Below are 26,916 nucleotides of genomic sequence, written 5' to 3' on the forward strand. Positions count from 1 at the left end.
CGGGGGTCGTGGCGCGCCGCGTTGCCGTGCCGGTGGCCGCCGAGGGTGGTCTCACGGCTCGCTGCCCACGAGCATCCGTACCTCGAACTCCTCGTGGGAGACGTTCTCCTGACGGGTGCTCAGTACCGTGCCCAGCCAGCCCAGGAGGAAGCCCGCCGGGATGGAGACGATGCCCGGGTTCTGCAGCGGGAACCAGGCGAAGTCGGCGGACGGGTAGATCGAGTCCGGGGTGGAGGAGACGACGGGGGAGAACACCACGAGCAGCACGGAGCAGACCAGGCCGCCCCAGAGGCTGAGCAGTGCGCCCTGGCCGGTGAACCGCCGCCAGAACAGGCTGTACACGAGCGCCGGCAGGATCGCCGAGGCCGCGATGGCGAAGGCGAGGAAGGCCAGGGTCGCGGTGTTGGCGTCCCAGGAGACGAGGGCGAGCAGGATGCCGAGGACGCCGATGACCACCGCGGACAGGCGGGCCACGGTCAGCTCCTCGGTCTGGCTGGCCCGGCCCCTGCGGATCACCTCGCCGTACAGGTCGTGGGCGAGGGAGGTGGCCGCGGCGAGGGTGAGCCCGGCCGCGACGGCGAGCAGCGTGACGAACGCCAGACAGGACAGCAGGGCCGTCAGGATGCCGCCGCCCAGGGCGTGGGCGAGGAGCAGCACGGCGGCGTCGCCCTTGTGGTCGGTGCCGGCGATGGTGTCCCGGCCGACGATCGCGGTGGCACCGAGGCCGAGGACGCCGGCCGCCAGGCAGACCAGGCCGACCAGGCCCACGGCCCAGACGACGGAGGAGCGCAGCACGCCGCCGGAGCGCGGGGCGAGCAGCCGCATGAGAACGTGCGGGAGGGCGGCGAGGCCGAGCACGATGGCCAGTTCGAGGCTGAGGAAGTCCAGCTTGCTGGTGGTGCTGGCGCCGTAGCGCAGGCCCGGTTCGAGGAAGCGGGTGCCGAATCCGCTGCGGTCGGCGGCCGCGGTCAGGAGTGCGTCGGGGCTCCAGTGGAAGTGGTGCAGCACCATCACCGCGGTGACCGACACGCCCGCCACCAGCATCACGGCCTTGATGATCTGGATGACGGTGGCGCCGGGCATGCCGCCGATGGAGGCGTAGACGATGACGACGGTGCCGATGGTGACCACGCACAACGTCCGGGTGGTGGCGCCGGGTTCGCCGGTGAACTGGGTCAACAGGGCGACACTGCCGACGAGTTGGGCCACCAGGTAGAGGGTCGTGATGGTCAGCGTGCACACCGCCAGGGCGATCCGCACCGGCCGCTGCAGCCGGGGCAGCCGCAGGGCCAGCATGTCGCCGGGCGTGAACTTGCCCGCGCGGTGCAGGGGCTCGGCGATCAGCAGCAGCACCATCATCCAGGCGACGGTGGTCCCGGACAGATACAGCAGCCCGTCGTATCCGGTGAGGGCGACCAGTCCGGTGCTGCCCAGCAGGGTCGCCGCCGAGAGGTAGTCGCCGCACATGGCCAGGCCGTTGCGCAGCGGCGACATGGCGCGGTTGCCGAGGTAGAACTCGCTGATCTCGTCGCGGTGCGGGGCGGTCAGCAGGGCCATGAACAGCGTGACCACGACCACCGACAGGAACAGCACGAAGGTCAGCTGCAGGCTGAACCGGTCGACGACGGCTGCGGACATGCTCACCACGCGCGCTGCCCCCTCGCCCGCCGGGCCTCGCGCTGCTGGTGGTGGGCCTCGCGCTGATGGAGCTTGGCCCGCAGACCGCGGGCGAGCGGGTCGACGCGGGTGCGCATGTGCCGGACGTAGCACCACGCCGTCACGCCCATCACGACGAACTGGCCCAGGCCGAAAGCGAGCCCGACGGTGAGATGACCCAACAGGGGCTCGTTCATCACACCGGGGGCGAAACTCGACAACAGCACGTAGAGCAGGAATCCGCCGACCGACCACAGGGTCGCGCGCGTACCGAAGCGGCGGTGCGCGCGACGCAGGGAGTGAAATTCCGGATGATCGGATATCGGAGGCGGCTTCAACTGTTCGCCGTTCGCCATGGGACGGACATCGTTCGCCATGGGATACGGGGGCGGGTCATGGGGCCAGGCTGACTGTTCGGGCACAAAAGCACCTTCTTTGCCGCTTCATGCCATGCACCGTGCAGAATGTGCTGGTGGGGTGCGGGCTGTGGGGAGATCGTGAATCCGAATTCCCTGCGCTTCGAATTCAACGCCTTGTCGGGGACGCGGAGGGCGACGTAGGAAGCGGAGTATTGCAGCGGGCTCTTTGAACAATCAACCGCCAGGACGTATTGATGTGTACACATGGCTCATTCGTGCACGCCCGGTGTGCAAGCGCTATCGCACAGCCTGCGCAAAGCAAGCCCCGGACGAATAGTCCGGACTAATTCTCCGGCCAGGCTGTCTCAAATACGTCGCAGGCGCTTCAGAACCGGGCGCCGATCGCGGCGCCGTTGCGCGGGACCAGGAAAGCCGGGGCCGACGGCAGCGAACCGTCCGCGGCCCGCGGCCCGGTGAGTGCGCCCGGGTCCGTGCTCAGAACCGACGAAGCATCCCAAGTACCGCCCAGATCCCACGAGTTGCCCTGGGAGACCGTCCCGGAGCCGCGGGCCACCGCCTTCCCGTCGGCGATGGACAGGTCGGCGCTGAGCGTGGCGGTGCCGCCCGAGACGTCGGCGTCGAAGCCGGTGCCCGCGTTGGCGTAGGCGGAGTCGCGGTTCAGAGTGAGCGCGCCGGTGTTGCCGTTGTCGGTGAAGCCGTGCGCGGCGTTCTTGAAAGCGACGCTGTTGCGGACGGTGTGGGCGACCGCCGGGGCCGGGGTCCCGCCGCCGAGCTTGAATCCGTTGCCGTCGCCCGCGAAGTCGGGGAAGTTCCAGCGGTTGAAGCCGTTGCCGTACGCCACCGTGTTCTCGATCAGGATCGGCGAGGTGAACTTCCAGGCGTCGAAGCCGTCGTCGACGTTGTTCCACAGCCGGGCGCCGCGCACGACGTTGCCGGTGCCGCTGCCCTCCTTGATGGCGAGACCGTCGGCGCTCTCGCCGTTCTTGCGCGGGTCGCGGTTGAGGTAACTGTCCAGGTTCAGGATCCGGTTGTTGCTGGAGGCGCCCTGGAGTTGGAATCCGGACTCGTAGTTGTCGTGCGTGGACAGGCGGGAGAAGACGTTTCCGTTGCAGCCGTCGCAGTAGATGCCGTACGGCCCGTTGACGATCTCCAGGCCGGAGATCCGCCAGTACGAGGCCTCCTGGTGGATCGCCCCGCGCTCGGCCCGCGGGATGCTGCCGCCGACGGGCGTGTGACTGGCGGGCAGTTGCTCCCCGTCGACCACGACCCGCTCGCCCTGGTAGGCGCCGAGCGTGATGGGCTGCGACGCCGTGCCCGAGGTGGTGATGGTGATGTTGTCGGTCAGCGCATACGTCCCGCCGCGTACGGCGATGGTGTCGCCGGGGGCCGCCAAGTCCACTGCCTTCTGGATGGACTTGAGGGGCCGGGTGAGCGTCCCGGGCGCTGAGTCGTCCCCGTTCGTGGCCACGACCAGGGTCTTCGCGGCGGCCGACGCCTCGCCCGCCGTGCCCAGTGCCGTCACCGTCGCCGCGCTCACGACCGTCGCCGTCCAGATCGCCGCGTTCCTCCTGCGCATGGGGCCTCCCGCCTCCGCCTGTCCGCCGTGTCGCTGAGCAGTGGTCGCGGGCGGCGTGAAGGTTGCCCGCCGGAGGTCGCCGGTTGGCTAGCGTGTCCACGGAAGGTCACCGACGCCGACGCCTGAGGCCGGCTGCAAGGAGGTGCGCGCCGTGCGGCGACTGAAGGTGGCCGGCGGAGTCGTATGGCTGCTGTCCTGGTGCGGCCTCTGGCTCGAGGTCTTCCGCCGGCATCACGTGACGAAGTCGCTGCGGCTCGATCCACCGCCGGCACCGCCCGGGACGGACAGGCAGGCGCAGCCCGGAGGCTTTCTCCTCGCGATCCTGGTGGGCTCGGCGGTCGCACCGTTGACGTTTCTGACGGCTGTGGTCGTGGACCGGGCGCGCGGCCAACGGCACACGGACATCGAGAGGGGCACCCGCGGTGAATGACTGGCCGCTGACCAAGACCTTCCGCAGCGCCTCCGGCGAGGTCCGCTGGGACAGCCTGGGGGAGCCCGGCCGGGATCCGGTCGTCCTGTGCCACGGCACGCCCTTCTCGTCGTACGTGTGGCGTGCCGTGGCGCGGTCGCTCGCGCGGCGCCATCAGGTGTTCGTGTGGGACATGCCCGGCTACGGGGCGTCGCAGATGTTCGCCGGGCAGGATGTCTCGCTGGCGGCGCAGGGCAGGGTGTTCACCGAGCTGCTGGCGCACTGGGGGGTGGCCGAACCGCTGGTGGTGGCGCACGACTTCGGCGGTGCGGTCTCGCTGCGGGCGCATCTGCTGCACGGGGCCCGCTACCGTGCGCTCGCGCTCGTCGACCCGGTCGCGCTGGCCCCGTGGGGGTCGCCGTTCTTCCGGCTCGTCGGCGCGCACTCCGAGGTCTTCGAGCAGCTGCCGCCCGCGCTGCACGAGGCCTTGGTGCGCGAGTACGTCGGCTCGGCCAGCAGCCCCGGCCTGCATCCCACCGTCCTCGACCGGCTCGTCCAGCCCTGGCTCGGCGAGAGCGGCCAGGCGGCCTTCTACCGGCAGATCGCCCAGGCCGACCAGCGCTACACCGACGAAGTCCAGGAGCGCTACGGCGAGATCCGCATCCCCACCCTGATCTGCTGGGGCCAGGAGGACACCTGGATCCCCCCGGCCAAGGGACACGAACTCGCCGCCCGCATCCCGTCCGCCCGGCTCGAACCCGTCGCCGGCGCCGGCCACCTCGTCCAGGAGGACGCCCCCGCCGAACTCACCGCCGCCCTGCTCACGTTCCTCACCGATGTGTGCCGGGGGCGGGAGTGACGCGGCCGGGATGAATGGCGGCGGGCACTTGGGCCAAGGCGCGCGGACCTCGCTGACGGATGCCGACGGCCGGCATGGTCACCGCACTAGGGTGGATCGGGTGACCGACAGCAGCAAGCGCCCCCTCGCCGTGTTCGACCTGGACAACACCCTGGCCGACACCGCCCACCGGCAGCGCTTCCTGGAGCGCACCCCGCGGGACTGGGACGCGTTCTTCGCCGCCGCGCCGGACGATCCGGCGATCCCCGAGGGCATCGCGCTGGTGCTGAAGAGTGCCGAGGAGTGCGAGGTCGTCTATCTGACCGGGCGGCCCGAGCGCTGCCGGCGCGACACGCTCGACTGGCTCGCCGCCCAGGGGCTGCCCGAGGGCCGGGTCTTCATGCGCCGCAACGACGACCGCAGGCCCGCCCGCCGCACCAAGCTGGAGATCCTGCGCCGCCTCGCCGGCACCCGCGACATCCGCGTCCTCGTGGACGACGACGAGTTGGTGTGCGAGGACGCGGAACGGGCCGGCTTCACCGTCGTACGGGCGCGTTGGACGGCGCCGTCCGCGGAGCTCGAGGTGGCGCAGGAGCGGGAGGGGCGGACCTGAGGATCCGGCGGTTTTCGGCCGGCTTCCGGTCGGGCCGTGGCGTCAGTCCGACTCCTCCAGCCTGAAGCCCACCTTCAGGCCCACCTGCCAGTACGCGATCTGGCCGTTCTCGAGCTGGCCGCGCACCTGTGTCACCTCGAACCAGTCGAGGTTGCGCAGGGTCTGCGAGGCGCGGGCGATGCCGTTGCGGACGGCATCGTCGACGCCCTCCTGCGAGCTGCCGACGATCTCCGTGACCCGGTACGTGTGGTTCGTCATGCGGGCGCTCCTCTCCGCCGTGACACCTGTGTCACGCGTCACTCCACCGTGCCCCAAGCTGCGGCGGAGCGCGAGACGTCCGCCCCGACGCCCTGCGGCCCTTGACCCTCGGCATTGGTCCATACCAAAATCCGGCAGACCCGTACGAGCCTCGCGCTCGTCCCCCCACGTCGGGCCCCCAACCCTGTCCGCCAGGCAGAACAGGACCCCTCGTGAGACGCCATCGCCTGCCCGCCCTCGTCTGTGCCTGCATCTGTGCCTGTCTGCTCGGCGCGTGCGGAGTCGTGCCGCACGTCGGCGGGACGGACCGGCAGACCGTCACCGTGTGGCTGATGAAGGACAGCGCCTCGCAGGACTTCCTGCGCCGGTTCACCAAGTCCTTCGAGAGCAAGCACTCCGACCTGCGCCTCGACATCCGCATCCAGCAGTGGACCGGCATCGGCGAGAAGGTGCAGGCCGCCCTGGACGCCGACGGCGGCGGGCCCGATGTCATCGAGGTCGGCAACACCCAGGTCCCGCAGTACGTGGAGGACGACCGGCTGTTCGACCTGACCCTGGAATCGGCGCTGCGCTGGGGGAGCGAGGACTGGCTGCCGGGCCTCGCCGAGCCGGGCCAGCTGCTGTCGCACCAGTACGGCATCCCCTGGTACGCCGCCAACCGCGTCGTCGTCTACCGCAAGGACCTCTTCGCCCGGGCCGGCATCAAGACGCCGCCGCGCACCCGCGAGGAGTGGCTCACCGACACCGAGAAGCTCAACGCGGGCGGCAACCAGGGCATTTACCTCGCCGGTCAGGACTGGTACACCCTCTCCGGCTTCATCTGGGACGAGGGCGGCGACCTCGCGAGCGACGCCGACGGCGGCTGGCGCGGCACGCTGGACACCCCGGCCGCGCTGCGCGGCATGGACTTCTACCGCCGCCTGCAGTCACTGGGCGACGGCCCGGCAGGCTCCGACGAGGAACACCCGCCGCAGGCAGGCGTGTTCGCCAAGGGGCACGTCGCGCAGATCGTGGCGGTGCCCGGGCTGGCCCGGACGATCGTGCAGCAGAACCCGGACCTGGAGGGCAAGTTGGGCTTCTTCCCCGTGCCCGGCAAGACCGCCGCCAAGCCCGGTGCCGTCTTCACCGGCGGCTCCGACCTCGTCATCCCGAACAACACCGACGAGCACGACGGCGCCGTCGCCGTCGTCGCCGCGCTCACCGGCGCCAAGTGGGACACCCAGCTGGCCCGCACCATGAACTACGTCCCCAACAAGAAGTCCCTCGCCAAGTCCCTTGCCAAGGCCGTCGCCGGCGAGGAGGGAGCCGCGGCCATGGCGGCCGGCGCCGCGCAGGGCCGGGCGACCCCCTCCACCGCGCAGTGGGGCGCCGTGGAGGAGGACAACCCGATCAAGCCGTACATGACCAAGGTGCTGGAGGGCGCCGACCCGGCGACCGAGGCCCGCCGCGCCTCCCGGCGCATCACCGAGGACCTCAACCGCCTGGACTGACGGCCCAGTTGTGCGGACTGGCTACGCCGTCGGGGCCACCGCGCGGCCGGTCTGCGGGGAGATCATGCCGGCGCACAGGTTGCGGGCGGCCAGCCCCTGTGCGATGCGCGGGATCGCGGCGACCGTGTTGGCGGGCCAGTCGTGCATGAGGATGACCTGGCTGCTCGTGAGCCGGCCGGCGGCCGCCACGATCGCGTCGGTACTGGCGCCGTTCCAGTCCTGCGAGTCGACGTTCCAGAGGATCTCGGTCAGACCGTACTTGGCCTCGACCGCCTTGACCGTCGCATTGGTCTCGCCGTACGGCGGCCGGAACAGTTTCGGCGTGCCGCCGCCCGCGGCCGCGACGGCCTGCTGGGTCCGGGAGATCTCCGAGTCGATCTGGGCCTGACCGAGCCCGGTCAGGTGCGGGTGGGTGTAGCTGTGGTTGCCGACCCACATGCCGGCGGCGACCTGCGCCTTGACCTGGGCGGGGTAGGCGGCGGCGTACTGGCCCTCGTTGAACATCGTGGCCCGCAGCCCGTTCTGCTTGAGCGCGTTCAGCAGGGCGGTCGTGTTGCCGGACGGGCCGTCGTCGAAGGTGAGTGCGACGTATCCGTTGCAGGTGGCGGCCTGGGCGGGGGAGGCGTGGGCGGTGAGGGTGCCCGTGGCGGCCAGGGCGACGGCGGCCAGGCTCGTCGTCAAGGGGCGTAACGGAACGCCTGGTCGGCGGCTCATGCCGACACCGTGATGTTGGAGCTGCCGCTGCTCTGATAGCCCTCGGTAGCGAGGATCATGTAGTACTTGAAGCTGCCGAGGGTCATCCCGGCGCGGGCCCAGGCGTCGAAGTGGTTGCCGGTGGTGATGGTGCCGCCCGTCCGCTTCGACTGCCGCACGCTCCAGTACTGGTTGAAGGTCTTGGTGCCCTCGACGGACGGCGCGTTGTAGCGCGTCGTCAGGTAGATGTCGTACGTGCCGCCGTCGCTGGTGACGGCGCCCTTGTACGTTCCCGTGGGCCGGTAGGTGCCCCAGTTGTCGACGATGTAGTACTCGACGAGCGGGCTGGACGTCCATCCGTAGAGGGCCAGGTAGCCGTTGCCGGACGGGTTGAAGCTGCCCGAGTAGGTCACGTTCCTGCGGGCGCCGGTGCTCCAGCCCTTTCCGCAGACGAAGTTGCCGGTGTTGCTCCAGCTGGTGCTGTAGTTGCCGCCCGAGCCCAGGGTCATGGAGACCGTGCCCTGCGCGTCGGTCCAGAACGAGTAGTAGAAGCCGTTGTTGGTGCCGGTCTGGTTCGTGGTGATGACCGTGGCGGCGCGTGCGGTGCCGGGCAGTGCCAGCACCGACGCGGCACCCAGCAGCATGCCGCAGGCGCTCCGGCGGTTCATCGGGTGTGCGGGATTGCCGTTCATGTGGGGGTTCCTCCTCGCTGTCCGAGGCCGGGTATTGGTCGAACAGTGTTGGCCTGTCCCCGTCAAGCGTCAATAGTTTCGGCATTGATCGCGAAACATTCGGAGCTATGTGCAGCAGTTATCTGTTACAGGAGGATTTGATTAGATCATTGCCTGGCCGCAAGCTCTCGAATGTTTCGAAGAGTTTCCGGACCACGAAAGCTCGGTGAATGCCTCTTACGATGCGTCCAGGTCGGCGTACAGCAGGTGGTGATCCGAGTACGAGGTGGGTTGCACGCGGTGCTCACGCGGGGCGATGCCTCGCAGGAAGACGTAGTCGAACCTGCTGTACCAGTCGGTGGTCGGCTCGCAGGCGCCGGCGGGCAGGGGATGGCACTGGGGGTCCGCATCCGCGGCCAGTGCCCACATCCGGGCGAGTTCGGGAGCGTCCGGCACGGCGTTGAAGTCGCCGAGGACGATGGCCCGGTCGTGCCGGGCGACCTCGGCGGCGAGCACGCGGACCTGCTCCGCTCGGACCACTTCTTGGCGGCGTTGGGCGAGGTGGGTGTTGAAGACCCGGATGCGCTGACCGCCCACGGTGGTGGTGACCGCCATGTACCCGCGGTCCTCGGAACCGCCGTCGGGGTATTCCACGTTGACGCGGTCCGTCATCGGCGCCGCCGAGAGGATCGCCTGGCCGAAGCCTCCCGGACTCCACGGCGCTCCACCGCAGCGGCCCCAACTCTGCAGAACCGACCCGTACTCGACGTGGTAGACCAGCCCGTACAGGCGCTGCAGGTAGTACCTGATCCTCTCGACGTCACTCGCGCACGCTTCCTGCAGGCCGATGATCTGGGGCGCATACGTGGCGATCTCCGCCGCCCGGTCGACGTTGCCCGCCTCGCAGGGGTTGCAGAGGTTCCACGTCATGACCCGGTTCGGTACGACGTCCTCGGCGGCATCGGCGGGCAGTGACCTGGCGATGGGGGCACCGCCCGGGACGCTGGGGCCGACGAGCAGCACACAGGCCACGACCATGGCCCCCGCGAGCAACCGCGTGCCCCTTTCGAGCACCATCGCCTCCTCGAAGCATCCGACGTCTCCTGGCACGAGGTTATGGGACCCGGCTGTGAGCAACGCATGGTGCGCCGAATCTCGTTGCGCTCGTACGAAGCCGCCGCCTCGGCCAGGTGGTGATCGCCGGTCAGAACCAGTGCAGGCAGTGCGGGGAGCGCTCGGCGCGGAAGAGGGCGTCGGCGAGGGCGGCCGCGCCCGGGCGGTGGGCCCGGATGTGTCCGGCCCGCACGAGCGTGCTCGGGGCGGTGCCGCCGAGGTAGACGGAGCCCAGGTCGCTCGCGTCCAGGGACAGGTCGGGCTCCCGGTCCGTCGGGACGCAGTCGGCCTTGCCGTCGCGGACGGTCAGCAGGTAGTGGCCGTGCTCGCCGAGGAACGGGTCGTCGACGTCGAGGACGAGCTCGCCGTCCGTGAACCAGCCGCGCGCGGTCAGCGCACGCGGGATGTCCAGCAGCCGCACCCAGAGCCAGTCGGTGTCGCCGCTCACCTGGCCGGCGCGGAAGTCCGCCAGCTGCCAGCGCAGCGGGTGTCCGGGCGGGAAGTGCTTGAACACGACCTGAGTGACCAGGTCGTGTTCGAGCACGCACCGGGCCAGTGCCGTGAAGACGGCGTCGTCGGCGGCGATGTTCTCGTCGACCGTCAAGGTGTAGTCGGGGTCGCCGGTCGCATAGCAGGCGTAACCGTCCGGGGTGCCGTCCGCGTCCCGGTGGACGGCGACATAGCGCGGCGTGGGCGAGATCGGGGGCTGTCCGGCGCCCGAGGTCCACCAGCGGTGCGGCCGGGACAGCGCGCCCGGCTGGACGCGGCGGTAGCGGTCGTAGACCTCCTCCAGGAGCTCGCCGCACTCGGCGCGCCGCAGCACCTCGATGGTGCCGGTGTCCGAACCGGTCGCCGGGGCGTGGGCCGTTGCGCGCGATCGGGGGAGGGCGAGGGCGGCCCGGTGGCGCGGCACCGTCAGCCGCTGCGTGTAGGTCGCCGGTCCGTAGCCGAACCTGCGGTAGATCACCGCCTGGGAGGCCAGCAGGACGGAGAGGAACTCCCCTCGGGCCCGCAGCTCGGTGAGCTGATGCCGCATCATCGCGCTGAGCACGCCCCGGCGTCGGTGCGAGGGCACGACGCCGACGGCGGTCACCCCGGCGGTCGGGGCGAGGAGCTCACCGGGCAGGGTGAGCTCGAAGGAGTACGCACCGGCGGTCCCGACCGGCCGCCCGTCCGCCGTCACGGCGAGCAGGTTGCGGTCCATTTCGAGCGCGGACCACCAGACTCCGCCGCCGTCCTCGTTCGGGGTTTCCGGGAAGCGGCCGAACGCGGCATGGAGTGTGTCGACGAAGACGTCGAAGTCCTGGTCGGTCGTGGAACGGATCTCCATCGGTGCCGCTGCCTCCCCGTGATGCCCGCACCACGACTCATGGTGCCCCGCCACAGTGCAGCGTCGACCCGTGACCAGGTCAAGCGGTTTACGGCCGGGCCCGCACCGGCCACCCGAGATCACAACTTGAACTCACATTCTTTACTTGGTCCTCACATGTATTAGATTCACGCTCCACGTAAATCACCGCCAGGGGGGCGCAAGTGAGTCAGCAGTACCCGCAGCAGCAGCCGGGGTGGCAAGCACCGCAACAACAGGGCTGGGGCGCACCGCAGCAGCAGTATCCGCAGCAGCCGGGATGGGGCCCGCCGCCCCCGCAGCCGCCGAAGAAGTCCCCCGTCGGAAAGATCCTCGGCTTCGGCTGCCTCGGCCTCGTCGCCCTGGTCGTCGTGTTCGGCGTCATCGGCGCGGCCCTCGGCGGCGGTTCCGACACGGACGACACGGCCACCGGCGCCAAGAGCAGCGCCTCGGCCGGCACCAAGCAGGACACGGCGAAGGACGCGGACGACACGTCGAGTGACGACTCGGGCGGCACGTCGAGCGACTCGAAGCCGCAGGCACAGGCGCCGGTGAAGATCACCGCCAAGAAGACGGCCTTCGCCAAGAGCATCCTCGCCGACAGCGGCAACTACACGAGCGTGCTGGTCACGGTCACCAACAACGGCGACGACAAGGTGAGCGTGAACCCGCTGTACTTCACCATCACCGACAGCAAGGGCACCAAGCACACCGCCGAACTGGCCGTCGACGACAAGCAGATCGACACCGTGGACCTGGCCCCCGGCGAGAACACCTCGGGCACCGTCACCGGCAAGGGCAACTTCACGCCGAAGTACGTGACCTTCACCGAGGACCTCCTCGGCGACGAGACCCGCATCGACGTGTCCTGACCGGGAGCCGCCCGCTGGCACGACTGACAGGCCCGACCGCCGTCCCCGGCGGTCGGGCCTCGCGTGCAGAGATCAGCGCGCCACGCTCAGCGACAGCGCGAACCGTCCCTCCCCGTCCGTCCACCAGTGGGCCAACTCCAGGCCCGCCGTGGACAGTTCGGCGCGTACGCCGTCCTTGCGGAACTTCGCCGAGATCTCGGTGCGCAGTTCCTCGCCCTCGGCGAAGTCGACGGCCAGGTCGAGTGCGGGGATCTTCACCGACTGCGCCGTGCGCGAGCGCAGCCGCATTTCGATCCACTCGTTCCCGGTGTCCCACAGCGCCACGTGGTCGAAGGCGCCGGGATCGAAGTCGGCGTCCAGCTCCCGGTTGACGACGGCCAGGACGTTCTTGTTGAAGGCCGCCGTCACGCCGGCCGCGTCGTCGTACGCCTCGACCAGCACCTTCTCGTCCTTGACCAGGTCCGTGCCGAGCAGCAGCGCGTCGCCGGGGGAGAGCAGGGTGCGGATCGCCTTGAAGAACTCCGCCCGTTCGGCGGGCAGCAGGTTGCCGATCGTGCCGCCGAGGAACGCGATCAGGCGGGGGCCCGGCGTCTTGGGCAGGGTCAGCGAGGCGGTGAAGTCGGCGATCAGGGCGTGGACCTGGAGGCCGGGGCGCTCGGCGATGAGCGCATGCCCGGCCTGGGTGAGCGCGCTCTCGCTGACGTCGACCGGGATGTAGGTGTGCAGGCCGGTCAGGGCGTCCAGCAGGTGGCGGGTCTTGTCCGAGGAGCCGGAGCCCAGCTCGATCAGGGTGCGGGCACCGGTGGCCGCCGCGATCTCGCCGGAGCGGGCGATCAAGATCTCCCGTTCGGCGCGCGTCGGGTAGTACTCGGGCAACTCGGTGATCTGCTCGAACAGTTCGCTGCCGTGGGCGTCGTAGAACCACTTCGGCGGCAGCGTCTTGGGGTTGCCGGTGAGGCCGTGCTGGACGTCCGCGCGCAGGGCGGCGTCGGTGGCGTCCTCGGGCAGGGTGCGGGTGAGAAGGAACGGACTCACGTATGGGGCTCCTTCGGTGGTGCGGGGGCCAAGGTCTCGCTCGGATCCTTGAGAGGGGTCAGCAGCACGTCCGTGCGACTCGCCGCGAGCAGCGTGCGGTCGGGGACCTCCTGCCAGTGCGGGTCGTCGTCGTAGGGCTCGGAGGCCACCACGGTGCTGCGGCCGGGCTGCGACAGGTACCACAGGGTGTCGCCCCAGGTCGTCGCGGTGATCGTCTCGCCGTTGGTGAGCAGCAGGTTCAGCCGCGATCCGGGGGCCGCCTCGGCGACCTCCAGGACCGTGTCGGCCAGCGCCTGCCCCTCGTCGTCACCGGCCCGCAGCCGCGCCAGGACCAGCGCCCACACGAGCGCCGAGTCGTTGCGGGCCTCCAGCGACAGCACGTCCACCGCGGGCAGACCCGCCACGAGCGGTGCCAGCGAGCCCGGCCAGCCCTTGACCGCGCCGTTGTGGCTGAACAGCCAGGGCCCGGCCGCATACGGCGCCGCCGCGGCCTCCGCGTCGGCACCCGACAACGTCGCATCCCGTACGGCGGCCAGGACCGCGCCCGAGCGCACGACGCGGGCCAGGTCGGTGAAGGACAGGTCCGCCCAGATGGGCCCGGCCCGGCGGTAGCGCGCCGGAACCGGGTCGCCCTCGGCATACCAACCCACCCCGAAACCATCGGCGTTGACCGTTCCGTACCGCTGCCGCCGTGGCGCCCACGACTGGCGGTACAGGGCGTGCGCGGGCTCCACGAGGACTCTGCCGAGCGGCTCCTCGGGCCCCAGGTACGCCAGGTGACGGCACATCAGACGTCTCCCGCGGACCGGGCGGTGCGGAACCCGGAGAAGATCTGCCGCCGGATCGGGTAGTCCCAGTTGCGGAACGTCCCCCGGCAGGCCACCGGGTCCACGGCGAACGAACCGCCGCGCAGCACCTTGTACTCCGGCCCGAAGAACACCTCCGAGTACTCCTTGTACGGGAAGGCCTCGAAGCCCGGGTACGGCGCGAGGTCGCTGGACGTCCACTCCCATACGTCGCCGATCAACTGCCGTACCCCGAGCGGGGATTCGCCCTCCGGGTAGCTGCCGGCCGGGGCCGGGCGCAGATGCCGCTGGCCGAGGTTGGCGTGCTGCGGCGCCGGGTCCGCGTCGCCCCACGGATAGCGCATCGAACGGCCGCTCGCCGGGTCGTGGCGGGCGGCCTTCTCCCACTCGGCCTCGGTGGGCAGCCGCCGGCCGGCCCAGCGGGCGTAGGCGTCGGCCTCGTACCAGCACACGTGCAGCACCGGCTCGTCCGGCGGCAGCACCTCGGTGACGCCGAAGCGGCGCCGCAGCCACTGCCTGCCGTCGCGCTTCCAGAACAGCGGGGCGTGGATGGAGTGTTCGCGGATGTGCGCCCAGCCCGCGGCCGTCCACCAGCGTTCGGTGTCGTAGCCGCCGTCGTCGATGAACGCCTGGTAGGCGGCGTTCGTCACCGGGGTCGTGTCGATGTAGTACGGCGCCACCTCCCGCCGGTGCGCCGGGCGTTCGTTGTCCAGCGCCCAGGGCTCGGTGGAGGTGCCCATGGTGAACGGGCCGCCGGGGATCAGGACTTCGGCCGGCCCGGTGAACAGCGGCACGGGGTCCGGGTCCGGGGCGGTCAGGGCCTGCGGGCCCTTGCGGAGCTGATGGGTGATCAGCATCGTTTCGTCGTGCTGCTGTTCGTGCTGCGCGATCATCCCGAAGGCGAAGCCCGCCGCGGTCAGCCGCGTGCCGTGGAAGTCGGCGCTCTCCAGCAGGTCCATCACCCGCCCGCGCACCTCGGCCGCATAGGTGCGGGCCTCGGCGGGCGGCAGCAGCGGCAGCGAGGGCCGCTCGGAGCGCGGGTGCTCGAAGGCGTCGTACAGGCCGTCGATCTCGGGACGCATCGCCTCCCGGCCGGCGACGGCCCGCAACAGCCACAGCTCCTCCTGGTTGCCGATGTGCGCCAGGTCCCACACCAGGGGCGACATCAGCGGCGAGTGCTGCGCGGTCAGGTCGGGCTCCTCGACGCAGCTGGTCAGCAGCGTGGTGCGGGCGCGGGCGGTGGTGAGGGTGGCCAGCGCCCGCTGCCGGAGCGTCTCCGCGTCGACGATGGGTTCCTCGATGGCGCGGTCGGTCATGTGCGAAGGTCCTTCCCGTGCGGCATGGGGGTCCCCCCGGTCGAGCCGAGCCGGGACCGGGGGACGTCGGTGCCGCGCAGCCGGTCCAGCAGGTCGTCGGCGGGGCAGCGGCCCTGGCTGACATAGCGGTCCAGATGCGCCGCAACGGCGTCCGTGACCTGGGTGGTGGCGCCGAGCCTGGGCAGCGCCTCGAGCGCCGCCGCGAAGCACGCGACGGCCGCCTCGTGCAGCTCGGCGTCGGCCAGGCCGGAGCGGGCCGCGTCGAGCCACAGCGGATTGTGCGGCGCCGGCAGCCCGAGCGACCGCTCGGCCAGGGGCTTCACGATGCGGTAGGCGGTCTCGGCGGCCTCCGGGTCGTCGAAGAGCGCCGTCGCCACGGCGAGCGGGACGATCCATCCGTCGTCGCCCGGCTGTGCGTCGATCATGCGCAGTTCCAGATGGCCGCGCGGTCTGACCGGCGGGAACAGCGTGGTGATGTGGTAGTCGAGGTCCTCCTTCGAAGGCACCCCCGACCGGGTCCACTCCCGGAAGGTCAGCCCCTCCGGAACGTCCCACGGCCCGCTGTCGCGCCTCACGCACATCACCGGCGCGTCCAGGACGTGCCGGGCCCAGGCCGTGCGCGGATCGCCGTCCAGCGCGGGCGCGCCCGCCCGGCCGGGCCCGATCTCCATCCACAGCAGCTGCCGGGTGGAGCGCCAGCCGGTGGGCTCGCCTCCGGCCAGCGGGGAGTTGGCGAAGGCGGCCACCAGGACCGCGCCCAGCTGGTGCGCCAGCCACCAGCGCCGCCCGTGGCCGAGCGGGCCGGGCTCCTCGTACCCGGCGTCCAGGCAGACCTGGACGGAGGCCGAGGTGCACATCATGCGGCGGCCGGCCGGACCCGTGCGGTCCAGGCAGGCCTCCATGGCGTCGTAGCGCCGCTCGCGCAGGAAGCGGCGCGGCGGGTGCCAGGGATCGTGGCCGAGACCCACGAGGCCGAGGTCGTGCCCGGCGAGGACCGAGCGGACGGCGTCGAGGTCGGCGGAGACGGTGTTGATGCACTCCATCAGGGAGGCGGCGGGCGGCGAGCTCAGCTCCAGCTGGCCCCCGGGTTCGACGGTGAGCGCCGACCTCAGGGGTACGGCCCGCAGTGCGGCGTAGGCCGCATCGAGTCGTTCGGTTGTGACGGGGAGCTGCGGCATGCGCAGCTCGTGGACGAGCCATTCCACTTCCACCCCGACGGTGCGGGGCGGGCCGGTCTTGAAACAGATGCCCCGGACCAGGGCCTCCACCTCGGCTTCGGTGAAGGCGGTGCGGGGCTCCGTACAGTCAGGCGCCGTACAGTCGCTCGGCGTGTCGGACATGTCGGGAACCTCCTGAGATTCGACGGCGTTGTCGACCTGGCCCGTCAGGCGCCCGGACGGCAACACTCGTCCCACCCAAGACCCTCCCGCCGTATCGCACAAGGGTGCGTACCGGTACGTTCCGGCTCGGTAATCTCCTCGTTCCGAGCGTTTCTCGGGACCTTTCCTGCGGCTTTCCTGGGCGTTCGGGGACACGGAAACTCTGTTGCACCGCATGTCCAGCATCACCCAGGATCGATGCATGAGCACGACGGGGGAGCGCGCACGGCGCGCGAGCATGGCGCACACGGGGGTGGCGCCATGAGCGCGCGCCTGCGTGGCATCGCACAGCAGACGGAGCAGATCGTGGCGGCGGGCGCGTACACCGCGCCCACCGGACGCGAGGTGCCCATCGCGGCGGCCGTGGCGGCCGCGCGGGCCCGCACCCGGATGTACGGCCCGGAGCCGATACCAGTGCCGCCGCTCCCTGCCGCGGACACGTTCTTCGAGGTCACCGGCGAGAGCAGCCTGGAGGCGGCCCGCCGCCTGGGCGGTGAGGTGGCGGTGCTGAACTTCGCCTCGGCCCGCAACCCCGGCGGCGGCTACCTCAACGGCGCCCAGGCCCAGGAGGAGGCCCTGTGCCGCGCCTCCGCGCTGTACACCTGCCTGATCGAGGCCCCGGAGTTCTACGACCACCACCGCACCCACCGCGACCCGTTCTACACGGACCGCGTCATCCACTCACCGGCCGTCCCCGTCTTCCGCGACGACCGCGGCCGCCTGCTGGACGAGCCGTACCTGGCGGGCTTCTTGACCTCCCCGGCACCGAACGCGGGAGTCGTCAGGCGTACGACGCCGCAGCGCGCCGCCGAGCTCCCGCAGGCCCTGGCCACGCGTGCCGAGCGGGTGCTGGAGACGGCCGCGGCCCAGGGCTACCGCCGGCTGGTGCTGGGCGCGTGGGGATGCGGGGTGTTCCAGAACGACCCGGCGCAGGTGGCAGGCGCCTTCCGCGCTCTGCTCGGCCCCGAGGGGCGGTTCGCCCGGACCTTCGAGCACGTGACGTTCGGCATCCTGGACCGCACGACGGGCAACACGGTCCGAGGAGCGTTCGTACGGGCGTTTCCGGAGCGTCAACTGCAGCCGTAGGGCGGCGTCCCCGCCACGACGTTCTTGCTCACCGGCGATCGGCGCCCGCTCCCGTGGCAGCCCGCCGAGACGGTGAATAGGCTGGTGGGAGGGGCCGACATGGTTCGATCCGAGGACCCTTTTCACGCGTAGGAACAGAAACGGCGCCTGGCGTGCAAGGGAGTTGTCACCGCACTCGCCACGGCCGCCGCGATCGCCTCTGTCGCCCCGGCCCAGGCTCAGTCCACCGCTCAACTATCCGCCTGGATCAGCGACGGCTGGGCCGGCGGAACCATCACCAGCCAGCCCGCCGGAATCAACTGCCACACGACGGCATGGGATCCGTACGCGCCCGACGCAACCGCCCCGAACCCGACCGGCACCTGCACCGCGAGCTTCACGGTCGGCACGACGGTCACCTTCACCGCCACCCCCGACCCGGGCTCCTACATCAATCTGGGTCCCGACCCGAATCCCGTGACCCTACACCTGGGTCATGTTCTGCCCGACCGACGGGCTCTGCTCCGCGGGCTAGGTCGCCCACCGGGGCTGCCGGCTGCCCACGGCTGAACGCGTCCGGGGCCCTCCGAGCGGAAGGCCCCGGACGCGTCGTGTGCGGCAGCCCATCCGGCGCCGCGCACTGAGTCTTGAGACACGTTTTACGCGACGAATGCAACTGCCACCCCCGCTGTCGCCATCTGACATGGAGTCGGGCCCCGTCAGGGCCGAGGAGCGAGAAAGCGGGGCAGGTTGTGGGACGGCGCAAGGGCAGCATAGGGATCGCACTCGTCACGGGTGCGATGCTGATGGGGGCGAGCGCCTGCGGCGTGGGCGGCAGTGGCAAGGCGAGCGCGGACGACGCAAAGGTGGCGGGAAAGCCGAGTGCGAGCGTCTCTCCGTCACCGACGAAGCCCGCGGGCCCGCCGATGCTGCTGGAGACGATCACCCCGCAGACGGGAACCACGGTCGGCGTGGCCATGCCGATCTCGGTGGTCTTCACGAACCCGGTGGCGGCCAAGGCGCGGGCCACGGTCGAGAAGCACATGAAGGTGAGCGCCTCCCAGCCGGTGGCCGGCGCCTGGCACTGGTTCGGCGACAAGCGCGCCGACTGGCGCCCCAAGACGTACTGGCCCTCCGGCACGACGGTGAAGATCGACGCCGACATGACGGGCGTCAGCAACGGCAACGGACGCTACGGCGTGCACAATTACACGCACACCTTCAAGGTCGGCGACGATGTGCGCGCGGACGTCTCGGTGACCGGCCACACCATGAAGGTGACCCGGAACGGCAACACGGTGCGCACCCTGTCCATCAACGCGGGCAGCGCCGAGTATCCGACGTGGAACGGCACGATGGCCGTCATCGACAAGCAGGAGAAGGTCCACATGACCTCCTGCAGCGTCGGCATCAGCTGCGACAAGGGCAGCGCCAACTACTACGACCTGACGCTGCCCTGGGACGTCCACCTGACCTACTCCGGCACCTACGTGCACTACTCGACCGGCGACCCGAACCCGGGCAGCGGCAGCGCCCGCGGCTCGCACGGCTGCGTCCACCTGTCCATGTCGGACGCCAAGTGGTTCTACGGCCAGGTCAAGCAGGGCGACCCCGTCACCATCACCGGCTCGTCCCGCGCCAAGGCCCCGGCCGACAACGGCTACGCCGACTTCAACCTGAGCTGGGACCAGTGGCTCGCGGGCAGCGCGTCCGGGGAGGCAACGACCTCGACGCTGTGACGGGCTGCGGGCTGTGACGGGCTGCGGTGACGGTGCGCAGGCATCGACGCCGCGGCCCGCGTGGCTCAACTCCGCAGCCTGACGGGCGCCTTCGGCGGTCAGGGGATGGGTGGGTGCTGAAGGACAGGGACGTGCATCTCCCCTACGTGTACCGCACACGAAGTACGACCCGCCGACCGTGATGAACGCGGGCACTACACAGGCACCGAGGACACCGCCAGCGAGCACGGCGAGATCGAGGCGGCCTGGCGGACCGAGCCGGCACCGAGCGACCGGAGCTGGGCCCTGCGCCACCCCGAACGGTGAACGCTCCTGGCTCCGGAGCTGGTGAGTCCCCCGCAGACGGGGGATGCCGCGGGGGACTCACTAGGGAAGACGGACGAGAGACGGGCCGAGTTCCCGTCCGGCGAAATCGTCCCGTCAGCGGGCGCGGCCGATCCGCATGCCGGGGCGGCGGACGTGGACCGTCAGATAGGCGAGGCCGTCGTCGCCCGCGGTGATGCTGCGGGTGGAGCCGTGGGGGAGCCAGAGCAGGGTGCCCGTGGTGAGGGGCTGCGGCTCGTCACCCGGTCCGGCGCCGAGGACGCCGTCGCCGGAGACGACGAGCAGAAGCACGTCCAGGTCCGGTTCCGCGTGCGGGGCGACATGGCGGCCGGGCGTCAACCGGACGATGTTGGCGTCGAGTTGGCGTGCGCGCTCGGTGAGCTTCCACAGCACTCCGGCCGCGCTCGGTTCGGCGCTCAACGCGTCGGCGTCGCACAGGATGCGCGGGATCGCCGCCGCCTCCCGCTCCTTGCTGACGTGTTTCTCGGCGTCGGCCATCGGCTGCCCTCCGCTCCTCGTCCTCGCTCGACGCTCTTCGCCCTCGCTCGGTCTGCCACTCAATTATTACAGGTACCATTTGGAGAAAATGACCGCAGGTGGGGAGAGGGGTGGGGAGGGAGACATGTCCACCGCGCGCACCAGCCCCCGCCGCCGCCAGGTCCTGGACGTCCTGCGTGCAGCCGCGTCCCCGCTCGGCGTCACGGAGACGGCCGAGCGTATCGGCGTCCACCCCAACACCGTGCGGTTCCATCTGGACGCGCTGGTCGGCGAGGGGCTCGTCGAGCCGCATGTGCAGGAGCCCTCCGGTCCGGGACGTCCGCGTACCGTCTACGCCCCGCGGCCGGGCATGGACCGCGGCGGAGTGCGCGGCTACCAACTGCTCGCGCAGATGCTGCTCAGCCGCCTCGCAGCCACCGGATCCGAAGCGCGCTCTGCCGCGATGGAGGCCGGCCGGGCCTGGGGCCGTTTCCTCGTCGAATCGCCGCCTCCGCCCCAGCAGTCGACCCCCGAGGAATCGGCCGCCCGCCTCGTCGCACTGCTGGACGAACTCGGCTTCGCCCCGGAACCGCAGGGCGGCCCGGTGTCGACGCGGATCCGCCTGCGCCACTGCCCCTTCCTCGAACTCGCCGAGGAATACGGCCAGTTGGTCTGCCCGCTCCATCTCGCCCTGATGCAGGGCGCGTTGGCCGAACTGCGCGCCCCGCTGACCGCGACCGACCTGGAACCGTTCGCCGAACCCCACGCGTGCCTGGCCCACTTGGCGCCCGCACCCGAGCAGACGGCAGAAAGGCACCCTTGATGTACGCCACGTGGGCCGCGGCAGCGGTCGCGGTCACCTTCGTCTGGCTCGGGATGGTGCTGGCGATCTCCTTCCTGGAGGCGCCGCTGAAGTTCCGCGCGCCGGGCGTGACCATCCCGCTCGGGCTGGGGATCGGACGGCTGGTCTTCCGCGCCCTGAACCTCGTCGAGGCCGTCCTCGCCATCACGGTCGTGGCCGCCGTCGCCGCGGGTGATCCACCGGCCCGGGTCGTGGGACCGGTCGCCGTCGCGGCCGTACTGCTGCTGGCACAGCTCCTCGTCGTGCGCCCGCGCCTGAACCGCCGCTCGGACCGGATCCTGGCAGGCGAGGACCTGCCCCGCTCACGCGAGCACCTTTACTACGTCGCCCTCGAGCTCGCCAAAGTAGCCGCCCTGATCGCCCTGGGCGTCGGCCTGTTCACCATGGCGTGACGGCGAAGCAGCCGGTCCTCACCGAGAACCGCTGCCACACCAATACGGCGGCTTCAGGTCCAGCCGTAGCGCTCGTGCAGCCGCTGCCGCACCAGGTTGAACCGCCCCCGGTCCAGGGCGCAGGCCTCCCGCCGCATGCCCTCCTCGTGCAGCCGCAGCACGCGGTCCACGTCGACCCAGGAATCGCGCCCCGTCCGGTCCCAGGGCCCGCTGCCGATCGCCACCCACTCCCGGTCGCCGTCGTGCCGCTTGCTGGACAGCTGCACGGCGAGCAGGGTGCCGCCGGCTTCCCGGGCGACGACCAGGACGGGGCGGTCCTTGCCGCGGCCGTCGTTCTCCTCGAAGGGCACCCAGGTCCACACGATCTCGCCGGGGTCGGGGTCGCCGTCGTGCGCGGGGGAGTACTCGGTGCGCACCTTGCCGACCTGGCGGGGGTCGGCCTCGGTGGTGGCGGTGCGGCCGAAGCGGCCGGGGACGTTCTCATCGGTAAAGGCAGTCACGCAGGCACCCTAGTGGTCCCGTAAGCTCGCGGATCAGTGGGCCGTGAGAGCCGGGATCGCATACCGGGCATACGCGGATCCGGGGTTACGGGGTTACGGGGACACGGGGGATCGCGAACATGCCTACGCCTGCGCAGATTTGGGCCGACACCGACCTGCCCACCCGTCGGCTCGCCGGACTCGCCCTCAACCCGTCCGCACCGGAGGCCGTCCTGCTGCGCCTGCTCGCGGAAGCCACCCTCGCCGTACGGATGGTGCTGTGCCGGGACCGGGACCTGCCCGCTGCCGTAGTCGATGCCGTGATCGCGCATCCCGACACCCGCACCCGTGGATTCTTCGCAGCCAACGCCCATGTCGATCCGGCCCACCGGGCACGGCTGGTGGACGACCCGGAGTGGTTTGTGCGCGCGCACCTCGCCGAGGGGCCCGACATCAAGTACCCACACCGGCCGAGGCCGCTGCCCGATGACGTCGTCGTCCGCATGATCTGCACGTATGAGGACGAACTCCTGGGCACGCTCGGCATGTTCCAGCAGATGTCGGCCGCGCTGATCGAGTCCCTGCTCACGCACCCGCAGCCGAAGGTCCGCTGCTGGGGCGTCAATGGCTGGGCGCGGCTGCCCGAAGACGCGAGGGCCGCACTGCTGGCGGACCCCGACCAGAGCGTGCGGGATCGGGCGCAGAACCATGCGCGCTATGAGGATCCGGTCTGGGTGGAGAGCGTGCTGCCGGCTCATTCGTGTCATGCCCGCACCGACGTCCTGCTCCATCGGGCCCTGAGCCGAGCGGTCGTGGACAGCGTGCTCATGGCTCCGGCCGGCAAGGACGACAAGGCGGTGATCGCCCGAAATCCCAGCCTCCCGCCCGACGTCGTGATCCTCCTGGCCAGTGATCCGGACCCCGAGGTACGGGAGGAGATCGCGCGCCGCACGGATCTCGGGCCCGCCGAGCGTCAGACTCTCGTCGCCGATCCGCAGCCGGAGGTGCGCAGGGCGGCCGCGTATCGCGCCGATCTCGGGCCGGACGAGCGCCGTGCGCTCGCGGCGGACCCCGATCCGCGGGTGCGCCTGGCCGTGTCCGTCCACCCGGCCCTGAGCGAGGAGGAACGGGCCGGGATCGACTACGACGTCCCCATGGACTGCCGCTTCGGCTACCACCCCGCGCCCGTGGTGTCTGCCAAGCCCGCCGAGCCCTCGCAGTCCGAGGCCGTCCGCAGGAAGGCTCTCTCCCGCCACCCGATGCTCCGCCGGGAAGCCGCGAAGGACCACGACCTGCCGCCGGACCTCGTCACGCGGCTGGCCGAGGACGACGACCTGGGCGTACGCGTGCTGCTGGCCCAGAACCACCCGGACGCCCCGCCGGCCCTGCTGCTGCGCAGCTTCCTGGAGTACACCGGCTCCGAACGGGACCACCTGACCACTCGGCCCAACTTCCCGACCGCCCAACTGGCCGCGCTCGCCGATGACGAGGACCCGCAGGTCCGCGCCCTGGCCGCACGGGACCCGGACACCGCGCCGGCCACCGTGGAGCGGCTCACCCAGGACCCCGATGCGGACGTACGGGCCGCGTTCGCGCGCCATCCGAACCTGCCGGCGTCCCGGCTGGCGGAACTCCTGGGCGACGAGGAACTGGCCCACCACGCCGCCGCCAACCCGGCGCTGGACCCGGCCACGATCGACCGGCTGCTGACGACGGACGGCCGGGGCCTCTGGTGAGGGAACCCCGGCCGTCCGACCGGAACAGAGCGGATTAACCCTCCTTCTCCACGGGCACCTTCTGCGACGGCGGTGAGGCGATCCCGTTCAGGGACGGTGAAGTCCCGTTCGGGGTCTGGCCGTTCTGGTTCATCGAGGCCAGCAGCTGGCGGGCCAGGCCGAGGCCGGTGCCGCCCATGGTGAGGGCCTTGGCGAGCATGTCGGCCATGCCGTCCGCGCCGTTGAGGACCACCATGTTGTCGACGCTGCCGAAGGCGGACGCGCCCGCCTTGACGATCTCCGGCCAGTTCTCGGCGAGTTGCTGGGCGACGACCGCCTCCTGGTTCTCGGCGAGGGCCGCGGCCCGCGCCTTGATGGCCTCCGCCTCGGCGAGACCTTGGGCCTTGGTCGCCTCGGCCTCCGCCAGACCCCTGGCCTGAGCGGCCGCCGCCTCGGCCTCACCGGTGGCCCGTGTCGCGGCCGCCGTGGCGGCACCGCGGGTCTTGGTCGCCTCGGCCTCGGCACCCGCGGCCGTCTTGACCTGGGTGGCCTCGGCCGCCGCCGCGAGCTCCGTCTCCTTGGCCTTGGCCTCGGCGGCCGAGATCCGTGCGTCGCGCTCGGCCTCGGCCAGCGTGCGCTTCTCGTAGGCCTTGGCGTCCGCCGGCTTGCGGACGTCGGCCTGGAGCTGCTGCTCCCGCCGGTGCGCCTCGAGTTCGGCGACCCGCGTCTCCTGGACGACGACCTCCTGCCGGGCGGCGGCGTCGGCGAGCGGACCGGCCTGGCGCGCCTTGGCGCCCGCCTTGTCCCGCTCGGCCTGGTAGCCGGCCTGGAGGATCTCGCTGTCCCTGGTCGCCTCGGCCATCCGCGCGTACGACTGCTGCTCGGCCTCGGTGGCCAGCCGGTTCGACTCCGCCTGTGCGATGCGTGCGTCCCGCTGGACGGCCGCCGCGTGCGGAGCGGCCAGGTTCTGGATGTACCCCGTCGGGTCCTCGATCTCATGGATCTGCAGGGAGTCGACGATGAGTCCCAGCTTCTCCATCTCCGTGCCGCAGGCGGCCCGGGTCTGTGCGGTGAGCTTCTCCCGGTCGCGGATCATGTCCTCGACGGTCAACCCGCCGACGATGGACCGCAGATGACCGGCGAACACGTTGTGCACCCGCTCCGCCATCAGCTTCTGCTGGTCGAGGAAGCGGCGGCTGGCGTTCGCGATCGACACGAAGTCGTCGCCCACCTTGAAGATGACCACGCCCCGCACCTTGAGCGGAATGCCCTGGTGGGTCACGCAGTCCACATGCAGTTCGGTCTCGTTCAGGTCGAGGGAGAGCTTGCGCACCGCCTGGACACCGGGCAGCACCAGCGTGCCGCGACCGGTGACGATGCGGAAGCCCATGCCCTCGCCGAGCCCCTCCGTCTTGTGCTTGGAGCCGGAGATGACGAGCGCCTCGTTGGGTTCCGCGACGCGCCACATGAGCTTGAACAGACCGATCAGAGCGAGAACGGCGGCAACCGCCACTCCCGCAACGACGCCGACAACCATCGGCATACGCCCCCTTTGCATGGTGCCCTTTCGGCACCGAACGAAGGGAGTGTGCTCCTGCGCGACGCCCGGATAAAGACGCTGACGAATCCTTGTCGCGTTCTTGACGCACGGCCCTCGAAAACGCTCTCACCTGGGCGGAAGCAGGCTCACGTGTTAATTCTAGCGGGGGCTCAACTGTCGTACGCCGCAGTCACATAGACCGTCCTCGGCGGCAGGTACTCCACCACCATCACCACCGTGCCCCGCTCGATCCGCGCGGTCCCCGTGGCCGGATAGGCCAGGAAGTGCTCGGCCCCGCCGCGCACCCGGACGATCACCTCGCCGACGAGCCCGGGCCCGACCGTTCCGGTGACCCGCCCCATGAGCCCGACCATCGACGCATCGTCCATGGCCACAGGGTACGGGCGGAAGGGGACTAGGCAGCGGTGGAATCCGTGCCGACGACCTGCGGCGGCCACGCCTCGTGCCAGCGCAGCTCCGCCTCCAGCTGCGCGGCGAGCGAGATCAAAAGGGGTTCGCTGCCGGCCGGTCCGAGCAGCTGCGCCCCGACGGGCAGGCCGCCGGAGACGAAGCCGGCGGGGACGTTGACGCCGGGCCAGCCCAGCACGTTCCACGGCCAGGCGTACGGGCAGGCGGCGATCATGGCTCGGTCGGTGGCGAAGCCGCTGAGCGGCAGCATCGCGCCGATGCGGGGTGGGGGAGCGGCAGTTGTCGGCGCGAGGATCACGTCGTACGACTCGAAGAATCCGCCGATACGACGGTGCAGCACCGCTTCCGCCCGCCGTGCCGCCCTGAGCGGCGCCCCGCCCAGCAGCCGTCCCAGCCGGGCGGCGTCGCGGGTGCGCCGGTCGAGAAGTGCGGGGAAGGGGGCTTCGCTGACGCGTTCGGCGAGACCGACGGTGGCGCGGGGGATGAAGGTGAGCCCGATCTGACCGTAGGGCGGGTCGGCCTCCTCGACGACATGCCCCAACTCGGCGATTTTTCCGGCGAGTTCGACGACCTTGGCGCGCACCTCCGGCTGCAGGCGCGCGGGCAGCGCGGTGAACGGCGGCTTCAGCGCGAGCGCGATACGCAGCCGGCCGGGCTCGCGGCCGACCGCCGCGGACGCGTCGATGGCGGGCGGCTGGTGGGGATCGTGCTCGTGGTTGCCGCTCGCCGCATCCAGCAGCAGGGCCGCGTCGGCGACCGTACGGGCGAGGGTGCCGTTGACGGTGATGCCCTGGAAGGACTCGCCGCGCGGCCACGTGGAGATGCGGCCGCGCTGGGGCTTGATGCCGATGAGGTGGGTCCAGGAGGCGGGGATGCGCACGGATCCGGCGCCGTCGGAGCCGAGCGCGGCGGGTACGAGCCCTGCGGCGACAGCGGCGGCCGACCCGCCGGACGACCCGCCGGGTGTGTGCTCCGGGCTCCACGGGTTGCGTGTCGCACCGAACGCGGGCCCCTCGGTGAACGGCCACTGCCCGAACTCGCAGGTGTTGGTCTTGCCGATGATCACGGCCCCGGCCGCGCGCAGCCGCCGTACGGCCTCGCCGTCTTCGGCGACCGGCGGGAACTGCCCGTCGCAGCCGAACGCGGTCGGCTCACCGGCCACGTCCATGTCGTCCTTGACCGCGACCGGGACCCCGAGCAGCGGCTTGCGCGCCCCGGCGGCCAACTCCTTGTCGGCGGCGTCGGCTTCGGCGAGCGCGGCCTCGGTCCGCACGATCCGGAAGGCGTTGAGGGAGGACTGCGTGGCCTCGATCCGCGCGAGGGCCTCCTCGACGAGTGCCCGGGAGGTGGTCTCCCCGTCGGCGAGTGCTCGGGCGGACTCCGCCAGGCCTGCGGCACGGTCGAACGTCATGCGGGGCACCTCTCCGGGACGTCGTTGTCT

At 71.1% G+C, this 26,916-nt stretch carries 28 protein-coding genes; 10 read left to right on the forward strand and 18 right to left on the reverse strand.

Annotated elements, in window-relative coordinates:
- Positions 1-51: 51 nt before the first annotated feature.
- The 3 genes from ABZ880_RS44555 to ABZ880_RS44565 form a co-directional block, all read right to left on the reverse strand.
- Positions 52-1,647: a cation acetate symporter gene (locus ABZ880_RS44555; protein ID WP_361276117.1), complete on the reverse strand. Its 1,596-nt coding sequence runs from the start codon at positions 1,645-1,647 to the stop codon at positions 52-54.
- Positions 1,641-2,012 carry a DUF485 domain-containing protein gene (locus tag ABZ880_RS44560; protein WP_361276120.1) on the reverse strand — a complete coding sequence of 124 codons (372 nt, stop codon included), beginning with the start codon at positions 2,010-2,012 and terminating at the stop codon, positions 1,641-1,643. Before ABZ880_RS44560 ends, ABZ880_RS44555 begins: the two co-directional genes overlap by 7 nt.
- Positions 2,013-2,400: 388 nt before the next feature.
- Positions 2,401-3,612: a right-handed parallel beta-helix repeat-containing protein gene (locus tag ABZ880_RS44565; protein WP_361276123.1), complete on the reverse strand. Its 1,212-nt coding sequence runs from the start codon at positions 3,610-3,612 to the stop codon at positions 2,401-2,403.
- A 151-nt stretch (positions 3,613-3,763) separates the two neighbouring features.
- Between ABZ880_RS44565 and ABZ880_RS44570 the strand changes: the two genes are divergently transcribed.
- The 3 genes from ABZ880_RS44570 (at position 3,764) to ABZ880_RS44580 (ending at position 5,472) form a co-directional block, all read left to right on the forward strand.
- A complete protein-coding gene (locus tag ABZ880_RS44570) occupies positions 3,764-4,042 on the forward strand; it encodes a hypothetical protein (protein WP_361276125.1) in 279 nt (92 codons plus the stop codon).
- Entirely contained in the window at positions 4,035-4,880 is an 846-nt protein-coding gene (locus ABZ880_RS44575) for an alpha/beta hydrolase (RefSeq protein ID WP_361276127.1), read from the forward strand. The genes ABZ880_RS44570 and ABZ880_RS44575 overlap by 8 nt, the downstream gene beginning before the upstream one ends.
- Positions 4,881-4,980: 100 nt before the next feature.
- On the forward strand, positions 4,981-5,472 hold the full coding sequence (locus ABZ880_RS44580; protein ID WP_361276129.1) for an HAD family acid phosphatase: 492 nt from the start codon (positions 4,981-4,983) through the stop codon (positions 5,470-5,472).
- Between the two features lie 42 nt (positions 5,473-5,514).
- Here the strand turns inward: ABZ880_RS44580 and ABZ880_RS44585 are convergent, their stop codons facing one another.
- Positions 5,515-5,730, reverse strand: coding sequence for a dodecin (locus ABZ880_RS44585; protein ID WP_361276131.1), 216 nt, complete (start codon positions 5,728-5,730; stop codon positions 5,515-5,517).
- A gap of 251 nt (positions 5,731-5,981) precedes the next feature.
- On the opposite strand from ABZ880_RS44585, the gene ABZ880_RS44590 reads away from it, so the two are divergent.
- Positions 5,982-7,220: an extracellular solute-binding protein gene (locus tag ABZ880_RS44590; RefSeq protein WP_361276318.1), complete on the forward strand. Its 1,239-nt coding sequence runs from the start codon at positions 5,982-5,984 to the stop codon at positions 7,218-7,220.
- A gap of 21 nt (positions 7,221-7,241) precedes the next feature.
- Here the strand turns inward: ABZ880_RS44590 and ABZ880_RS44595 are convergent, their stop codons facing one another.
- The 4 genes from ABZ880_RS44595 to ABZ880_RS44610 all read right to left on the reverse strand — a co-directional run bounded on the left by ABZ880_RS44595 (position 7,242) and on the right by ABZ880_RS44610 (position 11,027).
- Positions 7,242-7,934, reverse strand: a complete 693-nt coding sequence (locus ABZ880_RS44595) for a polysaccharide deacetylase family protein (RefSeq protein WP_361276134.1) — start codon at positions 7,932-7,934, stop codon at positions 7,242-7,244.
- Positions 7,931-8,605, reverse strand: coding sequence for a glycoside hydrolase family 11 protein (locus ABZ880_RS44600; RefSeq protein ID WP_361276136.1), 675 nt, complete (start codon positions 8,603-8,605; stop codon positions 7,931-7,933). Before ABZ880_RS44600 ends, ABZ880_RS44595 begins: the two co-directional genes overlap by 4 nt.
- Before the next feature lie 216 nt (positions 8,606-8,821).
- Entirely contained in the window at positions 8,822-9,661 is an 840-nt protein-coding gene (locus ABZ880_RS44605) for an endonuclease/exonuclease/phosphatase family protein (protein ID WP_361276320.1), read from the reverse strand.
- 127 nt (positions 9,662-9,788) lie between these two features.
- Entirely contained in the window at positions 9,789-11,027 is a 1,239-nt protein-coding gene (locus ABZ880_RS44610; RefSeq protein ID WP_361276139.1) for a GNAT family N-acetyltransferase, read from the reverse strand.
- A 203-nt stretch (positions 11,028-11,230) separates the two neighbouring features.
- Here ABZ880_RS44610 and ABZ880_RS44615 point away from each other — a divergent pair, with 203 nt between their 5' ends.
- Entirely contained in the window at positions 11,231-11,917 is a 687-nt protein-coding gene (locus ABZ880_RS44615; RefSeq protein WP_361276141.1) for a DUF4352 domain-containing protein, read from the forward strand.
- A 72-nt stretch (positions 11,918-11,989) separates the two neighbouring features.
- Here ABZ880_RS44615 and egtD read toward each other — a convergent pair whose 3' ends face one another.
- From egtD to egtA, 4 genes are read right to left on the reverse strand one after another with little or no spacing between them, the layout of a single operon-like run.
- Entirely contained in the window at positions 11,990-12,952 is a 963-nt protein-coding gene (egtD, locus tag ABZ880_RS44620) for an L-histidine N(alpha)-methyltransferase (RefSeq protein WP_361276143.1), read from the reverse strand.
- Positions 12,949-13,740 carry an ergothioneine biosynthesis protein EgtC gene (gene egtC / locus ABZ880_RS44625; RefSeq protein ID WP_361276145.1) on the reverse strand — a complete coding sequence of 264 codons (792 nt, stop codon included), beginning with the start codon at positions 13,738-13,740 and terminating at the stop codon, positions 12,949-12,951. Before egtC ends, egtD begins: the two co-directional genes overlap by 4 nt.
- Positions 13,740-15,074, reverse strand: a complete 1,335-nt coding sequence (gene egtB / locus ABZ880_RS44630; RefSeq protein ID WP_361276148.1) for an ergothioneine biosynthesis protein EgtB — start codon at positions 15,072-15,074, stop codon at positions 13,740-13,742. Before egtB ends, egtC begins: the two co-directional genes overlap by 1 nt.
- The gene (egtA, locus tag ABZ880_RS44635) at positions 15,071-16,414 is read right to left on the reverse strand and encodes an ergothioneine biosynthesis glutamate--cysteine ligase EgtA (protein ID WP_361276151.1); all 1,344 of its coding nucleotides are present in this window, start codon (positions 16,412-16,414) and stop codon (positions 15,071-15,073) included. The genes egtB and egtA overlap by 4 nt, the downstream gene beginning before the upstream one ends.
- Positions 16,415-16,714: 300 nt before the next feature.
- On the opposite strand from egtA, the gene ABZ880_RS44640 reads away from it, so the two are divergent.
- Positions 16,715-17,539 carry a TIGR02452 family protein gene (locus ABZ880_RS44640; RefSeq protein ID WP_361276153.1) on the forward strand — a complete coding sequence of 275 codons (825 nt, stop codon included), beginning with the start codon at positions 16,715-16,717 and terminating at the stop codon, positions 17,537-17,539.
- Positions 17,540-17,769: 230 nt separating this feature from the next.
- On the opposite strand, the gene ABZ880_RS44645 is transcribed toward ABZ880_RS44640, so the two are convergent.
- Positions 17,770-17,949, reverse strand: coding sequence for a hypothetical protein (locus ABZ880_RS44645; protein WP_361276156.1), 180 nt, complete (start codon positions 17,947-17,949; stop codon positions 17,770-17,772).
- A 321-nt stretch (positions 17,950-18,270) separates the two neighbouring features.
- Here ABZ880_RS44645 and ABZ880_RS44650 point away from each other — a divergent pair, with 321 nt between their 5' ends.
- Positions 18,271-19,257 carry a L,D-transpeptidase gene (locus tag ABZ880_RS44650; RefSeq protein ID WP_361276159.1) on the forward strand — a complete coding sequence of 329 codons (987 nt, stop codon included), beginning with the start codon at positions 18,271-18,273 and terminating at the stop codon, positions 19,255-19,257.
- 420 nt (positions 19,258-19,677) lie between these two features.
- On the opposite strand, the gene ABZ880_RS44655 is transcribed toward ABZ880_RS44650, so the two are convergent.
- Complete coding sequence (locus ABZ880_RS44655; RefSeq protein WP_361276162.1) at positions 19,678-20,079, reverse strand: hypothetical protein; 402 nt, start codon at positions 20,077-20,079, stop codon at positions 19,678-19,680.
- A 124-nt stretch (positions 20,080-20,203) separates the two neighbouring features.
- Here ABZ880_RS44655 and ABZ880_RS44660 point away from each other — a divergent pair, with 124 nt between their 5' ends.
- Both ABZ880_RS44660 and ABZ880_RS44665 read left to right on the forward strand, forming a co-directional pair.
- Positions 20,204-20,881 (forward strand): helix-turn-helix domain-containing protein, encoded by a 678-nt coding sequence (locus ABZ880_RS44660; RefSeq protein ID WP_361276165.1) that lies wholly within the window; start codon positions 20,204-20,206, stop codon positions 20,879-20,881.
- On the forward strand, positions 20,881-21,312 hold the full coding sequence (locus ABZ880_RS44665) for a hypothetical protein (RefSeq protein WP_361276168.1): 432 nt from the start codon (positions 20,881-20,883) through the stop codon (positions 21,310-21,312). The genes ABZ880_RS44660 and ABZ880_RS44665 overlap by 1 nt, the downstream gene beginning before the upstream one ends.
- Positions 21,313-21,365: 53 nt before the next feature.
- Here ABZ880_RS44665 and ABZ880_RS44670 read toward each other — a convergent pair whose 3' ends face one another.
- Complete coding sequence (locus ABZ880_RS44670) at positions 21,366-21,812, reverse strand: type II toxin-antitoxin system PemK/MazF family toxin (protein WP_361276170.1); 447 nt, start codon at positions 21,810-21,812, stop codon at positions 21,366-21,368.
- Positions 21,813-21,931: 119 nt separating this feature from the next.
- On the opposite strand from ABZ880_RS44670, the gene ABZ880_RS44675 reads away from it, so the two are divergent.
- Complete coding sequence (locus ABZ880_RS44675; RefSeq protein WP_361276173.1) at positions 21,932-23,527, forward strand: hypothetical protein; 1,596 nt, start codon at positions 21,932-21,934, stop codon at positions 23,525-23,527.
- Positions 23,528-23,561: 34 nt separating this feature from the next.
- On the opposite strand, the gene ABZ880_RS44680 is transcribed toward ABZ880_RS44675, so the two are convergent.
- The 3 genes from ABZ880_RS44680 to ABZ880_RS44690 all read right to left on the reverse strand — a co-directional run bounded on the left by ABZ880_RS44680 (position 23,562) and on the right by ABZ880_RS44690 (position 26,886).
- Positions 23,562-25,049: an SPFH domain-containing protein gene (locus tag ABZ880_RS44680; RefSeq protein ID WP_361276176.1), complete on the reverse strand. Its 1,488-nt coding sequence runs from the start codon at positions 25,047-25,049 to the stop codon at positions 23,562-23,564.
- Positions 25,050-25,216: 167 nt separating this feature from the next.
- Entirely contained in the window at positions 25,217-25,435 is a 219-nt protein-coding gene (locus ABZ880_RS44685; RefSeq protein ID WP_361276178.1) for a hypothetical protein, read from the reverse strand.
- A gap of 26 nt (positions 25,436-25,461) precedes the next feature.
- Positions 25,462-26,886, reverse strand: a complete 1,425-nt coding sequence (locus ABZ880_RS44690; RefSeq protein WP_361276180.1) for an amidase — start codon at positions 26,884-26,886, stop codon at positions 25,462-25,464.
- Between the last annotated feature and the right edge of the window lie 30 nt (positions 26,887-26,916).

Source organism: Streptomyces sp. NPDC047043 (genome assembly GCF_040644055.1).
Taxonomy (GTDB): domain Bacteria; phylum Actinomycetota; class Actinomycetes; order Streptomycetales; family Streptomycetaceae; genus Streptomyces.

What these genes read in the sequence shown, in the direction of transcription:
- ABZ880_RS44560 (WP_361276120.1), bottom strand. Translation starts at nt 2,012, where the DNA reads ATGGCGAACGGCGAACAGTTGAAGCCGCCTCCGATATCCGATCATCCG.
- ABZ880_RS44565 (WP_361276123.1), bottom strand. Translation starts at nt 3,612, where the DNA reads ATGCGCAGGAGGAACGCGGCGATCTGGACGGCGACGGTCGTGAGCGCG.
- ABZ880_RS44585 (WP_361276131.1), bottom strand. Translation starts at nt 5,730, where the DNA reads ATGACGAACCACACGTACCGGGTCACGGAGATCGTCGGCAGCTCGCAG.
- ABZ880_RS44595 (WP_361276134.1), bottom strand. Translation starts at nt 7,934, where the DNA reads ATGAGCCGCCGACCAGGCGTTCCGTTACGCCCCTTGACGACGAGCCTG.
- ABZ880_RS44600 (WP_361276136.1), bottom strand. Translation starts at nt 8,605, where the DNA reads ATGAACGGCAATCCCGCACACCCGATGAACCGCCGGAGCGCCTGCGGC.
- ABZ880_RS44605 (WP_361276320.1), bottom strand. Translation starts at nt 9,661, where the DNA reads ATGGTGCTCGAAAGGGGCACGCGGTTGCTCGCGGGGGCCATGGTCGTG.
- ABZ880_RS44610 (WP_361276139.1), bottom strand. Translation starts at nt 11,027, where the DNA reads ATGGAGATCCGTTCCACGACCGACCAGGACTTCGACGTCTTCGTCGAC.
- egtC (WP_361276145.1), bottom strand. Translation starts at nt 13,740, where the DNA reads ATGTGCCGTCACCTGGCGTACCTGGGGCCCGAGGAGCCGCTCGGCAGA.
- egtB (WP_361276148.1), bottom strand. Translation starts at nt 15,074, where the DNA reads ATGACCGACCGCGCCATCGAGGAACCCATCGTCGACGCGGAGACGCTC.
- egtA (WP_361276151.1), bottom strand. Translation starts at nt 16,414, where the DNA reads ATGTCCGACACGCCGAGCGACTGTACGGCGCCTGACTGTACGGAGCCC.
- ABZ880_RS44640 (WP_361276153.1), top strand. Translation starts at nt 16,715, where the DNA reads ATGAGCGCGCGCCTGCGTGGCATCGCACAGCAGACGGAGCAGATCGTG.
- ABZ880_RS44655 (WP_361276162.1), bottom strand. Translation starts at nt 20,079, where the DNA reads ATGGCCGACGCCGAGAAACACGTCAGCAAGGAGCGGGAGGCGGCGGCG.
- ABZ880_RS44660 (WP_361276165.1), top strand. Translation starts at nt 20,204, where the DNA reads ATGTCCACCGCGCGCACCAGCCCCCGCCGCCGCCAGGTCCTGGACGTC.
- ABZ880_RS44665 (WP_361276168.1), top strand. Translation starts at nt 20,881, where the DNA reads ATGTACGCCACGTGGGCCGCGGCAGCGGTCGCGGTCACCTTCGTCTGG.
- ABZ880_RS44675 (WP_361276173.1), top strand. Translation starts at nt 21,932, where the DNA reads ATGCCTACGCCTGCGCAGATTTGGGCCGACACCGACCTGCCCACCCGT.
- ABZ880_RS44680 (WP_361276176.1), bottom strand. Translation starts at nt 25,049, where the DNA reads ATGCCGATGGTTGTCGGCGTCGTTGCGGGAGTGGCGGTTGCCGCCGTT.
- ABZ880_RS44685 (WP_361276178.1), bottom strand. Translation starts at nt 25,435, where the DNA reads ATGGACGATGCGTCGATGGTCGGGCTCATGGGGCGGGTCACCGGAACG.
- ABZ880_RS44690 (WP_361276180.1), bottom strand. Translation starts at nt 26,886, where the DNA reads ATGACGTTCGACCGTGCCGCAGGCCTGGCGGAGTCCGCCCGAGCACTC.